Origin of the sequence: Streptomyces sp. NPDC092369, from assembly GCF_044755245.1 — a bacterium.
GTDB lineage: Bacteria > Actinomycetota > Actinomycetes > Streptomycetales > Streptomycetaceae > Streptomyces.
The window spans coordinates 503,232-516,333 of the sequence record NZ_JBIVQP010000007.1 but is presented as its reverse complement, the minus strand read 5'-3'; the positions used below and the strand labels follow the sequence as shown (position 1 = coordinate 516,333).

Below are 13,102 nucleotides of genomic sequence, written 5' to 3'. Positions count from 1 at the left end.
GGGCATGCGCGGACGGAAAGACCGCGCACCCCCTCCGCTGCGGCGGGGATGCGCGGCCGGCCCTGTGACGGCCCGGCGAACCGTCAGCCGACGGCGGTCAACTCCCGTTCCGTGACCGGTTCCTGGGCCTTCGTGCGCGTCTTGAGCGCGTTGCCCAGCAGGATGGCGCCCAGGCCCAGCGCGGCCCACCAGGCCAGCGTCAGCAGGGGGCCGGTCGCCGCCGCGCCGTCGAAGAACGACACCGAGCGCAGCAGGGTCGTACCCGCCCCCGGCGACAGCCACTGGCCGATCGTGCCGACCGGCTCCGGGAGCATGCGCGGCGCCGAGGCCGCGCCGGAGAACGGGTTGCCGAGGAACATCATCACGAACGCCACGACGCCGATGCCGGCGGGTCCGACGAGCGCGGCCAGTCCCGCCACGGCCGCGCCGACCGCCAGCGTCGACAGGCCGAGCACGCCGGCCTCCGTCCACCAGTCGCCGGTGAGCACCCCCAGCCAACTGTGCGCGAGCGCGGCGGCGACGATGCCCACCACGGCCGCGGCACCGACGAGCGTGATCGCGGCCCGGGCCCCGCGCAGCCCGAGCATGGTCACCGCGGCGCCCGCGATGATGCCGGCCAGCGCCAGCGGCAGCACGCTCGCGCCGAAAGCGGCCCCCCTGGGGTCACCGGCGGGGGCGGCCACGACGTCGACCGTCCGTACCTCGGTACCGGTGGCGGCGGCCTGCTGGGTCACCGCCTGCGTGAGCAGTTGGGCGACGACGGGGCTCGCCGCCGACGCGGTCAGCAGCTCGGGGCCCTGCGCGGTGACCACGACCGCGCCGTATACGGTCCGGTCCTTGATCGCGTCCCGGGCGGCGGCCTCGTCGGCGTAGTGGTGGATCTCGAACGCGCCCCTGTGCTGGGCGAGTTGCTTCTCCATCTGGGCGGTCGCGGTGGTGGGTCCCGCCACGCCGAGCGGCAGGTCGCGGGGTGCGGTGCGGGCGGCGGGCCAGGCGAAGGCCCACAGCGCCAGGGCGGCGAGCACGGGGATGAGCACGACGACCGCGACCATGCGGCGGTTGTGTCCCCTCGTGGGGGTGGCGGGGGCGGTCGACATGGGCTGGTTCCTCTCCGGCGGCCGGGGTGGCTCTGGGGTGGTTAAAAAGAAGGATCGTTCGTTTTTGCTCAGCCACCACCGTCCTGCGGCAGTCGCGTCTTGTCAAGAAGGAATGTTCGTTTTACTTTGGACACATGGCCCGCGTATCCCAGGAACACCTCGACGCCCGCCGCCGGCAGATCCTCGACGGCGCCGCCCGCTGCTTCGCCCGCAACGGGTTCCATGCCACGTCCATGCAGGACGTGCTCAAGGAGGTGGATCTGTCGGCCGGCGCGGTCTACCGCTATTTCAGCGGCAAGGAGGAGCTCATCACCGCGATCGCCGCCGAGGTGCTGACGGAGGTCCGCGGGGCCTTCGCGGAGGTCTCCCGGCAGACTCCGCCCCCGCCGCTGGACGAACTGGTCGGCCTGGTCCTGGGCCGGATGATGGGCGTCTGGGCATCGTTGATCATCGACGGCGAGCCCGGCTTCCCGCGGCTGATCATGCAGGTGTGGGCGGAGGCGGCCCGCGACAAGGAACTGGCGGCCGTCACGCGCCAGGGCTACGAGGGGCTGCGGGAGAGCTGGGACGAGGTCTTCCGGACGTACCAGGATTCCGGAGCGATGCGGTCGGACATCCCCGCCGAGCACGTCACCCGGACGGTGATCGCCATGGTCCAGGGGTTCATCGCCCAGCAGTGCCTCTTCGGGCCGGCTCCGGTCTCGGTGCTCCAGGACGGTCTACGGGCGTTGACGAGCATGTCCGGCACGCGGACCACCGCCTGAGAGATCACAGCTCGGTTAACTTGCCTGAAACTCGGTCCAACTAGCCTGCCGAACCACGCCACCAGGGACTTTGCCCGGGCGGCCGAGGCAACCGGACCCCGCACGGTCCGGAGCGAGGACTGTGAGGTGGGACGTGCAACTGACCCCGCACGAGCAAGAGAGGCTGCTGATCCACGTGGCGGCCGACGTGGCCGAGAAGCGCCGGGCCCGTGGTCTGAGGCTGAACCACCCCGAGGCGGTCGCCCTCATCACGTCGCACATCCTCGAAGGCGCGCGTGACGGCCGTACGGTCGCCGAACTCATGTCCTCCGGACGCAAGTTGCTGACCCGCGACGACGTCATGGAGGGCATCCCCGAGATGATCCACGACGTCCAGGTGGAGGCGACCTTCCCGGACGGCACCAAGCTCGTCACCGTCCACGACCCGATCGTGTAGGAGGCCTCGATGATTCCCGGCGAGATCCTGTTCGCGGACGACTCGATCGTCTACAACGCGGGCCGCGAGGTCACCCGGCTGACCGTCCTCAACGCCGCCGACCGGCCCGTCCAGGTCGGCTCCCACTACCACTTCGCCGAGGCCAACCCGGGCCTGGAGTTCGACCGTGCCGCCGCCCGCGGCAAGCGGCTCGACATCGCCGCCGGTACGGCCGTGCGCTTCGAACCCGGGATCCCCGTCGACGTCGCGCTCGTCCCGCTCGCCGGCGCCCGTGTCGTGCCCGGGCTGCGCGGAGAGACCGGAGGTGCCCTCGATGCCTGAGATCTCCCGCGCCGCGTACGCGGACCTGTTCGGCCCGACCACCGGCGACCGGATCCGGCTCGCCGACACCGACCTGCTCGTCGAGATCGAGGAGGACCGCAGCGGCGGCCCCGGACTCGCCGGTGACGAGGCCGTGTTCGGCGGTGGCAAGGTGATCCGCGAGTCCATGGGCCAGTCACGTGCTACGCGCGCAGACGGCACCCCGGACACGATCATCACCGGCGCCGTCATCGTCGACCACTGGGGCGTCGTCAAGGCCGACGTCGGCATCCGCGACGGCCGTATCACCGGCATCGGCAAGGCCGGCAACCCCGACACCATGGACGGCATCCACCCCGACCTGGTGATCGGCCCCGAGACCGAGGTCATCGCGGGCAACGGACGGATCCTGACGGCCGGCGCGGTCGACGCGCACGTCCACTTCATCTGCCCGCAGATCGCCGACGAGGCGCTGTCCGCCGGCGTCACCACCCTGGTCGGCGGCGGCACCGGTCCCGCCGAGGGTTCCAAGGCGACGACCGTGACGCCGGGCCCCTGGCACCTCGCCCGCATGATGGCGGCGATGGAGCAGTACCCCCTCAACATCGGCTTCCTCGGCAAGGGCAACACCGTCTCGCACGACGCGATGATGTCCCAGATCCGCGGCGGCGCGCTCGGCCTCAAGCTGCACGAGGACTGGGGCTCGACCCCGGCCGTCATCGACGCGTCCCTGACCGTCGCCGACCGCACGGGCATCCAAGTCGCCATCCACACCGACACGTTGAACGAGGCCGGGTTCGTCGGCGACACCCTCGCCGCGATCGCCGGACGCGGCATCCACGCGTACCACACCGAGGGTGCGGGCGGCGGGCATGCGCCGGACATCATGACCGTGGTCTCCGAGCCGCACGTCCTGCCCAGCTCGACCAACCCGACGCGGCCCTACACCGTCAACACCGCCGAGGAACACCTCGACATGCTGATGGTCTGCCACCACCTCAACCCGGCCGTCCCCGAGGACCTGGCCTTCGCCGAGTCCCGCATCCGCCCGTCCACCATCGGCGCGGAGGACATCCTCCACGACCTCGGCGCGATCTCGATCATCTCCTCCGACGCGCAGGCCATGGGGCGGGTCGGCGAGGTCATCCTGCGGACCTGGCAGACGGCGCATGTCATGAAGCGGCGCCGGGGCGCGCTGCCCGGTGACGGACGGGCCGACAACCATCGGGTACGTCGCTATGTCGCCAAATACACGATCAACCCCGCCCTCGCACAGGGCCTCGCCCGCGAGATCGGGTCGGTCGAGACCGGCAAACTCGCCGACCTGGTGCTGTGGGAACCGGCGTTCTTCGGCGTCAAGCCGCACCTCGTCATCAAGGGCGGGCAGATCGCCTACGCGCAGATGGGCGACGCGAACGCCTCCATCCCGACCCCGCAGCCGATCCTGCCGCGGCCGATGTTCGGGGCGATCGGGCGGGCGCCCGCCGCGAACTCGTTCAACTTCGTCGCGCCGCTCGCGATCGAGGACGGCCTGCCCGAGCGGCTCGACCTCGGCAAGCGTTTCGTGGCGATCGAGTCGACGCGCGGTGTCACCAAGTCCGACATGCGGGAGAACGACGCCCGGCCGCAGGTGCGGGTCGACCCCGACAGCTTCGCCGTGCACATCGACGGCGAGCTCGTCGAGGCGACGCCCGCCGCCGAACTGCCCATGGCCCAGCGGTACTTCCTCTTCTGAGGGGACACGGATGACTAGGGCTGCACTACTTGTCCTGGCCGACGGCCGCTTTCCCGCCGGAGGGCACGCGCACTCCGGCGGGGCCGAGGCGGCCGTGAAGGCCGGGCGGATCACCGGGGCGGGGAGTCTGGCCGACTTCTGCCGGGGGCGGTTGCACACGGCCGGGCTGGTGTCCGGTGCGGTGGCCGCTGCCGCGGTACTCGGGGTCGCTGCCGTGGAGTTGGACGCGGCGGTCGACGCGCGTACGCCGTCGCCGGCCCTGCGGGGTGCCTCGCGGCGGCTGGGGCGGCAGCTGACGCGGGCCGCGCGGGCGACCTGGCCGTCGGTCGAACTCGACGTCCTGGCGCGGGAGTTCCCCAAGGGGGCTCATCAGCCGGTGGTGTTGGGGCTGACGGCGCGGGCCGCCGGGCTCGGGCCCGAGGACGCGGCGTACTGCGCGGCCTACGAGAGTGTGAGCGGGGCGGCCTCCGCGACCGTGCGGTTGCTGAGCCTGGATCCGTTCGACGCCACGGGTGTGCTGGCGCGGCTGTCGCCGGAGATGGACCGTGTCGCCGACCGGGCGGTGGAAGCGGCTCGGCGGGTGGTCGACGAGGGCGTCGACGCGTTGCCTGCGGCGTCGGCACCCTTGTTGGAGATCGGGGCGGAGGCACATGCCGCTTGGGCTGTGCGGTTGTTCGCCTCCTGAAGGCTCCCAGGAGCCGTGAAGCACCGTAGAGAAAGACAGAAGGAGCCGCTCTCATGCACCTCGACCACGACCACCACGGTCCCGCCGCCGTCAGCGCCGACTCGCATCGTCCCGACGGCACCCGTCGGGCCCTGCGCATCGGGCTCGGCGGACCCGTCGGCTCGGGCAAGACCGCGACCGTCGCCGCCCTCTGCCGGGCCCTGCGCGACGAGCTGTCCCTCGCTGTCGTCACCAACGACATCTACACCCGTGAGGACGCCGAATTCCTGCTCCGGGAGGCCGTGTTGCCGCCCGAGCGGATCGCCGCCGTGGAGACGGGCGCCTGTCCGCACACCGCGATCCGGGACGACATCTCCGCCAATCTGGAGGCCGTCGAGGATCTGGAGGACGAGGTGGGGCCGCTCGATCTCATCCTCGTCGAGTCCGGTGGCGACAACCTCACCGCGACCTTCTCCAAGGGGCTCGTCGACGCGCAGATCTTCGTGATCGATGTTGCCGGTGGGGACGACATCCCGCGCAAGGGTGGGCCCGGCGTGACCACGGCCGACCTGCTCGTCGTCAACAAGACCGACCTCGCTCCGTACGTCGGCTCCGATCTGGGGCGTATGGCCGCCGACGCCAAGGCTCAGCGGGCCGAACTGCCCGTCGTCTTCCAGTCGTTGCGGACCGAGGCCGGGGTTTCCGAGGTCGCCGGCTGGGTGCGGGGGCAGCTCGCCGCGTGGACGGCGTGACCGTGACCGGGGTGCGGGCCACCGCGCGGATCGTGGCCCGGGACGACGGGCGGGGCGGTACCGCGTTGCCGGTGCTGGAGGGGGACGGGCCGCTCGCGTTGCGGCGGACGCGGGGGAGCGGGGCCGAGGCGCGGGTCATGCTCGTCGGGGCGATGAGCGGGCCGCTCGGCGGTGATCACTTCGCCGTGGAGGCGGAGGCGGGAGCGGGGGCGCGGTTGAGCGTCGGATCCGCCGCCGCCACCATCGCGCTGCCCGGGCAGGCGAAGGGCGAGGCCCGCTACGACGTCCGGCTCACCGTCGCCGACGGGGGCGAACTGCGCTGGCTGCCCGAGCAGTTGATCTCCGTGCACGGCAGTGATCTGTATGTCACCACACGGGTCGAGGTCGGTGCCGACGCCCGGCTCGTGCTGCGCGAGGAGCAGGTGCTCGGGCGGGCCGGCGAGGAACCCGGGCGGCTCACCAGCCGTCTCGCCGTGCGGGTCGCGGGGCGGACGGTGCTGGATCAGGAGCTGGCCTGCGGGCCGGGTGCGCCCGGGGGCTGGGACGGTCCCGCCGTGCTGGGTGGGCACCGGGCCGTGGGGCAACTGGTCGTCGTACGGCCGGAGTTCTTGGAGCGGCCGGTGGACGCGCGGGTGCTGGGGGACGGGGTGGCCGTCATGCCGTTGGCCGGGGCCGCGGCGCTCGTGACCGCCGTGGCCTCGGACGCGCTGCGGTTGCGGCGCGCGCTCGACGAAGCACTCGCGGACTTCGGGTGAGGCTGTGCAGGTGAGGTGCCTTCTTCGCCGCCTTCTCCGCTGAGCGGGACGGGTTAATCCGTTTATCGGATTGGCAAAGAAGGTCAACAAACCCTGTTCTCAGACGGTACACAGCCGAAAGGATCCCCTTACCGAATCGTCACCATGTAGGGGGAGGTCCCTTTTGAGGGAGATCAGACCGACCAAGCGAGCAACGGCGCTCGGCTCGGCCGGAGTGCTCGTCACCGCGACACTGATAGCCGGCGCGTTCGCCGCACCCTCGGCGAGCGCCACCGCCGGCTCCCGGCATGGCCAGGACCGCGAGGCCCGTGGAGCCGCGATCGCGGCCGAGCGTGCCGGCAAGGCCGGTATCGACTGGGCGGACTGCCCCACGGACTGGGGGTTCGCCAAGCCCATCCAGTGCGGCTGGGTCAGTGTGCCGCTCGACTACGCCAAGCCGTACGGCAAGCAGATCAAGCTCGCCGTCGACCGTATCGGCAACACCGGGACGGCCGCGGAGCGCCAGGGCGCCCTCGTCTACAACCCGGGCGGCCCCGGTGCCTCCGGCATGCGCTTCCCGACCCGGGTCACCAACAAGAACCCCCTGTGGGTCAACACGTCCAAGGCGTACGACTTCGTGGGCTTCGACCCGCGCGGCGTCGGCCACTCCGCGCCGATCTCCTGCATCGACCCGACCGAGTTCGTGAAGGCGCCGAAGCTGGACCCGGTGCCGGACTCCGAGGCCGACAAGCAGGCCCAGCGCAAGCTGGCCCGTGAGTACGCCGAGGGCTGCGCCGAGCGCAGCGGCAAGGCGATGCTGGCGCAGATGACCACGCCGAACACCGTCCGCGACCTGGACGTGATCCGGGCCGCGCTCGGCGAGAAGAAGCTCAACTACCTGGGCGTCTCCTACGGCACGTACATCGGCGCCGTCTACGGCACCATGTTCCCGGGCCACGTGCGCCGGATGATCGTGGACAGTGTGGTCAACCCGTCGAAGGAGAAGATCTGGTACGAGGCCAACCTCGACCAGGACGTCGCCTTCGAGGGCCGCTGGAAGGACTGGGAGGACTGGGTCGCCGCCAACGACGCCGTCTTCCACCTCGGCACCACGCGCGCCGCGGTCCAGGCGAAGTGGCTCGAACTGCGCGCCACCGCCAAGAAGAACCCCATCGGCGGGGTCGTCGGCCCGGCCGAGCTGATCGGCTTCTTCCAGAGCGCGCCGTACTACGACTCGTCGTGGATCCCGGTCGCCACCGTCTTCAGCAAGTACTTCGCCGGAGACACCCAGGCACTCGTCGACGCCGCAGCCCCGGACCTGTCGGACACCGCGGGCAACGCCAGCGCGGAGAACGGCAACGCCGTCTACACGGCCGTCGAGTGCACCGACGCCAAGTGGCCCACCAGCTGGAAGAAGTGGGACAAGGACAACACGGCGCTCAACAAGAACTACCCGTTCATGACCTGGGCCAACGCCTGGCTGAACCTGCCGTGCGCCACCTGGCCGGTCAAGCAGCAGACCCCGGTGAACGTCAAGACGCACAAGGGTCTCCCGCAGGTCCTGATCGTGCAGTCCACCAATGACGCCGCCACCCCGTACGACGGCGCCGTCGAACTGCACAAGCGCTTCAAGGGCTCCCGCCTGATCACCGAGAAGGACGCGGGCTCCCACGGTGTGACCGGACTGGTCAACCCGTGCATCAACCAGCGAGTGGACAGCTACCTGCTGACCGGCAAGCTGGACGCCAAGGACGTGACCTGCACCCCGCACGCCACGCCGAAGCCGTAACACCCGTATTGCGTACGGGAGTTTGAAGGGGCGGTCGGATTTCTCCGGCCGCCCCTTCGTCAACTCGCCCCGGCCCACAGGGGCCAAGCGAGCCGCTCTAGCCCAACGGCATCCGGCGGAACCGGCGTTCCTTCTCGGCGATGCCCGCCGCCTCCGCCTGCTCCGCCTTCGCGACCGCCGCGTACTGGTCGACGTACTCCTGCTCGGACAGCGTCAGGATGTTGTACATGATCTCGTCGGTGATCGCGCGCAGGATCGCCTTCTCGTTCTCCATGCCGGCGTAGCGGGAGAAGTCGAGGGGCTTGCCGAAGCGGATGGTCACGGGGTGGATGTTCGGGATGACCTTGCCGGGCGGCTGGGCCTCGAAGGTGCCGATCATCGCGCAGGGGATGACCGGGACCTGGGCCTTGAGGGCCATGACCGCGACGCCGACCTTGCCCTTGTAGAGGCGGCCGTCGTGGGAGCGGGTGCCCTCCGGGTAGATGCCCAGGAGTTCGTCCTTGCTCAGGACGCCCAGGCCCTCGCGGATCGCGGCCTGGCCGGCCTCCTTGCCGGTACGGTCGACCGGGATCTGGCCCGCGCTGCGGAAGAAGGTCGCGGTGAGCCGGCCCTTGATGCCGGGGCCGGTGAAGTACTCCTTCTTCGCGAGGAAGGTGATGCGCCGCTTGAGGATCGCCGGCATCAGGAAGTGGTCGGCGAAGGACAGGTGGTTGCCGGCGATGATCGCTGCACCCGTCGCCGGAACGTTCTCCAGGCCCTCGGTCCGAGGCCGGAAGACCACTCTCAACAGAGGTCCCAACAACACGTATTTGAGTACGTAGTAGAACAAAGGGGTTGCTCCTCACTCCGGCGGCTCGGCGGGTCCCCGCGTTCCAGCAGGTCAACCGGCGTGTCGTGGGCTTGTCAGTGTAGGTGCAGGCAGGGGTTGCCGGAACACGGCCGACAGTTGTGTCCCGATCGCACCCAACTGCGGGCGGGCGCACGGTACTTGATCAGCGTCGTACAGCAGCCGTTCACAGCCGCACGATGACGAGGGCCGTGTCGTCGGTGGCACCCCCGGGCGGGAGCAGTTCGAGGAGGACCGCGTCCGCGAGGGCCTCGGGGCCGGCCGCGCGGTGGCGGGTCAGGGAGTCGGCGAGACGGTTCAGGCCCGTGTCGATGTCCTCGTGTCTGCGCTCGATCAGGCCGTCGGTGTACAGGACCAGGGTCGCTCCCTCGGTGTAGGTCGTGCGGAACTCGGGTCGCGGGACCGGGACGGGGCGGGCGTCCAACGGAGGGTCGGTGGCCCGGTCGAGGAACTCCACGCGCCCGTCGGCGTGCACCAGGACCGGCGGGGGATGGCCGGCACTGCTGTAGGTGATGGTGCGCGCGTCGAAGTCGATGAACGTCGTGACGGCGGTGGCCGATTCGGCGCCGTCGACGACATGGGCGTACCGGCCCAGGACGCCCAGCGCCTCGGCCGGCCCCGCGGCGACGCGTGAGGCCGCGCTCAGGGCGCTGCGCAGCTGGCCCATCACGCCGGCCGCCGCGAGCCCGTGCCCGACCACGTCGCCGACCGCCACGCCGATGCGATGGCCGCCGACCAGGTCGACGAGGTCGTACCAGTCCCCGCACACGTTCAGCGCGCCGACCGCGGGCCGGTAGCGCACGGCGGCCCGGTGATGGCCGACCTGGCGGCGGGCCGGGAGCATCGCCTCCTGGAGGGCGAGGGCCACCTCGCGCTCGCGGGCGTGCGCCTGCCGCAGGCGTTCGTTGAGCTCCTGGAGTTCCCGGGCGCGGGTGTACAGCTCGGCCTCCAGGACCCGGGTCCGGCCGCCGGTCGGACCGCCGCGCGCCTTGATCAGCTCGGTGACCTCCTCGACCCGGTGCACCAGCAGCACCACCGTGCCGTCCGGGCCGAGCACGGGCGCGTTGACCGGGCTCCAGTAGCGCTCCTCCCACTCGCCGGGCCGCTCTGGGTCCTCGACGTCGTAGCGCTGCAGGGCCATGGCGTCCCGCTCGCCGGTCTCCCGCACCCGCTCCAGCGAGGCCGCCAGGTTGCGCATGCCGGAGGCCGCCGGGTTGTTCGGGTTGTCCGGGAAGACCTCGACGAGATGCCGGCCGACGACTTGCTCGTGGGTGCGCCCGCTCATCCGCAGGTACTCCTCGTTGGCGTCCGCGTAGACCAGGTCGGGCGTCAGCAGCGCCACCATCCCCGGCAGCGCCCGGAACACTCGCGCGTAGTCGATCGCCGTAACCGTCATGACCGCCGCCTCACCGCCGGGATCACACCAGTTTCCCACGGGATGCGGCGTATGTTCCGTGCCCGCCCGTCAGCCGGGAGGATCCGTCAGGGACTGTTCGGCCCAGATGACCTTGCCCTCCGGTACGAAGCGGGTGCCCCAGCGCTGGGTGAACTGGGAGACCAGGAGCAGTCCGCGGCCCCCCTCGTCCGTGGTGCGGGGATGGCGCAGATGGGGTGCGGTGGCGCCGCCGTCGGAGACCTCGCAGATCAGCGCGCGGTCCTTGATCAGGCGCAGCCTGATGGGCCCCGTGGCGTACCGGATCGCGTTGGTGACCAGCTCGCTGACGACCAGTTCCGTGGTGAAGGCCAGCTCCTCCAGGCCCCACGCGGTCAGCTGCCGGGCCGCCGCCTTGCGGGCGTCGGCGACGACGGCCGGGTCGCCCGGCAGGTCCCAGTCGGCGACCTGGTCCTCGCCGAGCAGCCGGGTGCGGGCCAGCAGCAGGGCCACGTCGTCGTGCGGCCGGTCCGGGACCAGCGCGTCGACCACCGCACGGCAGCGCAGGTCGAGCGAGGACGCGACCCGCTCCAGGGCCCCGCGCAGCCGGTCGCGGTCCGCGTCGACGGCCCAGTCCTCCCCGCGGGCCAGCAGCCCGTCGGTGTGCAGCGCGAGCACGCTGCCCTCCGCGAGGGCCAGCTCGACCGACTCGAAGGGCGGCCCGCCGGCGCCGAGCGGCGCTCCCTGCGGGAGGTCCACGAAGCTGACGGTGCCGTCGGGCATCACGACCGCCGGTGCCGGATGGCCCGCGGCGGCCATCGAGCACTGGCCGTCGACGGGGTCGTAGACGACGTAGAGACATCCGGACCCCACGATCCGCACCATGCCGTCGGCCCCGCGCGTGCCCGGTTCGCCGCCCTCCTCGCGGGCCGACCGTCCGACCAGGTCGTCGAGGTGGGCCAGCACCTCCTCGGGCGGCAGTTCGAGGGCGGCCAGGGTGCGTACGGCGGTGCGCAGCCGGCCCATGCCGGCGGCGGCGTCGATGCCGTGCCCGGGCACCTCGCCGACGACGAGGGCGACGCGCGCGCCGGACAGCGGGATCAGGTCGTACCAGTCGCCGCCGAGGCCGGTCAGCTCGTCGGCGGGGCGGTAGCAGGCGGCCACCTCGACCGCGTCCTGGTCCGGGAGGCGCCGGGGTAGGAGGCTGCGCTGGAGCACGAGGGCGGCGTCGCGCTCGCGGGTGTAGCGGCGGGCGTTGTCGACGCAGACGGCGGCCCGGGAGACCAGGTCCTCGGCGAGGCTCAGGTCGTCCGCGTCGAAGGGCTCCTGACGGCCGCGCCGGAAGAACGTGGTGACGCCGAGGGTGACGCCCCGGGCGCGGATCGGCACGATCAGCACGCTGTGCAGTCCCAGTTCCAGGAAGGTGGCCTCGCGGCCGCCGGGGATGTGGGTGGCCCACTCCTTGGCGAGCGGGTCGAGCCGCTCCTCGCGCCAGGCCCGGCCCGAGGCCAGCGCGCGCACCAGCGGCGAGGTGGGGAGGTAGGCGGCCACGTCGCCGATCCCGACGACGGCCTCCGGCACACCGGCGTTCACCGACTGGTGGCCGGCCCGGCGCAGCGGCACCTGGTCCGTGACGGAGACCGGGCCCGGCGCCGGTTCCGCGCCCCGCAGCACCGTCTCCAGCAGATCGACGGTCACGTAGTCGGCGAAGTCCGGGACGGCGACGTCGGCCAGTTCCTGGGCGGTGCGCTCGATGTCCAGGGTGCGGCCGATGTGCTCGCCGGCCCGGTCCAGCAGCGCCAGGCGCTGGCGGGCGCGGTGCCGCTCGGTGATGTCGACGACGGTGTAGTAGACGCCCATCGGATGTCCGCGGTCGTCCTCCAGACGGGTGAACGACATCATGTGAGCGGTCTCCCGGTGCGGGGCCGCCCGCACCTGGCCGACGTGCTCGTAGCCGACCACCGGCTCACCGGACGCCAGCACGCGCCGCATCTGGGTCTCGATGCCCTCGGCGTTCAGCCCCGGCTGGATCTCCGCGAGCCGCCGGCCGAGGCGGTGCCCGGCCGGTCCGCCGCCGAACTGCTCCAGGGCCGCGTTCGACCACACGAAGCGCAGGTTCGCGTCCACGATCGCTATGCCGACCGGCGAGCGGGTGACCATCTGTTCCAGGACGCTGCGGCTCATGTCCCAGCCGGGGGCCCCGGACAGGTCCGACACCAGCACCAGCCAGTGGTCCGTGCCGCCCGGTTCCACCGCAGGAGTGATACGCACCATGACCCGGACCGGCCGGCCGTCCTTGCGCAGCGCGGTCAGCAGCCCGACCCAGCCACCGTCCCGGCGGCACCGCTCGGCCAGCTCGGGCACCCGCGCCGCGTCCCCGGCGGCCAGCAGTCCGGTGACCGCGGTGCCGACCACCTCGCCCGCCGTGTAGGCCAGCAGTCGCTGGGCGCCCCGCGTCCAGCTGGTCACCACGCCCCGGGCATCGAGCAGCAGGGGAGCGGCATCGGCCACGTCGAACCGCCGCCGGTCCACGTCGTGCTCCTCGTGAGTGCCCAAGGCCGACCTCTCTGTCGCTGAGAGTGGTCTACCACCACATGTCCCCATCTTCACCC

At 71.8% G+C, this 13,102-nt stretch carries 12 protein-coding genes; 8 read left to right on the top strand and 4 right to left on the bottom strand.

Annotation, left to right across the window (positions count from 1 at the left end):
• Positions 1-83: 83 nt before the first annotated feature.
• On the bottom strand, positions 84-1,097 hold the full coding sequence (locus tag ACIQI8_RS37245) for an ABC transporter permease (RefSeq protein WP_402360913.1): 1,014 nt from the start codon (positions 1,095-1,097) through the stop codon (positions 84-86).
• 134 nt (positions 1,098-1,231) lie between these two features.
• Between ACIQI8_RS37245 and ACIQI8_RS37240 the strand changes: the two genes are divergently transcribed.
• The 8 genes from ACIQI8_RS37240 to ACIQI8_RS37205 all read left to right on the top strand — a co-directional run bounded on the left by ACIQI8_RS37240 (position 1,232) and on the right by ACIQI8_RS37205 (position 8,271).
• On the top strand, positions 1,232-1,861 hold the full coding sequence (locus ACIQI8_RS37240) for a TetR/AcrR family transcriptional regulator (protein ID WP_402360910.1): 630 nt from the start codon (positions 1,232-1,234) through the stop codon (positions 1,859-1,861).
• A 133-nt stretch (positions 1,862-1,994) separates the two neighbouring features.
• On the top strand, positions 1,995-2,297 hold the full coding sequence (locus tag ACIQI8_RS37235) for an urease subunit gamma (protein ID WP_028808600.1): 303 nt from the start codon (positions 1,995-1,997) through the stop codon (positions 2,295-2,297).
• Between the two features lie 9 nt (positions 2,298-2,306).
• Positions 2,307-2,618: an urease subunit beta gene (locus ACIQI8_RS37230; RefSeq protein WP_402360906.1), complete on the top strand. Its 312-nt coding sequence runs from the start codon at positions 2,307-2,309 to the stop codon at positions 2,616-2,618.
• Entirely contained in the window at positions 2,611-4,332 is a 1,722-nt protein-coding gene (locus ACIQI8_RS37225; RefSeq protein ID WP_402360903.1) for an urease subunit alpha, read from the top strand. The genes ACIQI8_RS37230 and ACIQI8_RS37225 overlap by 8 nt, the downstream gene beginning before the upstream one ends.
• A gap of 10 nt (positions 4,333-4,342) precedes the next feature.
• Positions 4,343-5,017, top strand: coding sequence for an urease accessory protein UreF (locus ACIQI8_RS37220; protein ID WP_402360900.1), 675 nt, complete (start codon positions 4,343-4,345; stop codon positions 5,015-5,017).
• Between the two features lie 53 nt (positions 5,018-5,070).
• On the top strand, positions 5,071-5,748 hold the full coding sequence (gene ureG, locus ACIQI8_RS37215) for an urease accessory protein UreG (RefSeq protein WP_402360897.1): 678 nt from the start codon (positions 5,071-5,073) through the stop codon (positions 5,746-5,748).
• Positions 5,736-6,503 (top strand): urease accessory protein UreD, encoded by a 768-nt coding sequence (locus tag ACIQI8_RS37210; RefSeq protein ID WP_402360894.1) that lies wholly within the window; start codon positions 5,736-5,738, stop codon positions 6,501-6,503. Before ureG ends, ACIQI8_RS37210 begins: the two co-directional genes overlap by 13 nt.
• Before the next feature lie 163 nt (positions 6,504-6,666).
• Positions 6,667-8,271: an alpha/beta hydrolase gene (locus ACIQI8_RS37205; RefSeq protein WP_402360891.1), complete on the top strand. Its 1,605-nt coding sequence runs from the start codon at positions 6,667-6,669 to the stop codon at positions 8,269-8,271.
• 97 nt (positions 8,272-8,368) lie between these two features.
• Here ACIQI8_RS37205 and ACIQI8_RS37200 read toward each other — a convergent pair whose 3' ends face one another.
• The 3 genes from ACIQI8_RS37200 to ACIQI8_RS37190 form a co-directional block, all read right to left on the bottom strand.
• Positions 8,369-9,100, bottom strand: coding sequence for a lysophospholipid acyltransferase family protein (locus ACIQI8_RS37200; RefSeq protein ID WP_402360889.1), 732 nt, complete (start codon positions 9,098-9,100; stop codon positions 8,369-8,371).
• Between the two features lie 184 nt (positions 9,101-9,284).
• Positions 9,285-10,514, bottom strand: a complete 1,230-nt coding sequence (locus ACIQI8_RS37195; RefSeq protein WP_402360886.1) for a PP2C family protein-serine/threonine phosphatase — start codon at positions 10,512-10,514, stop codon at positions 9,285-9,287.
• Between the two features lie 69 nt (positions 10,515-10,583).
• Positions 10,584-13,046, bottom strand: coding sequence for a SpoIIE family protein phosphatase (locus ACIQI8_RS37190; protein WP_402360883.1), 2,463 nt, complete (start codon positions 13,044-13,046; stop codon positions 10,584-10,586).
• Positions 13,047-13,102 lie beyond the last annotated feature (56 nt).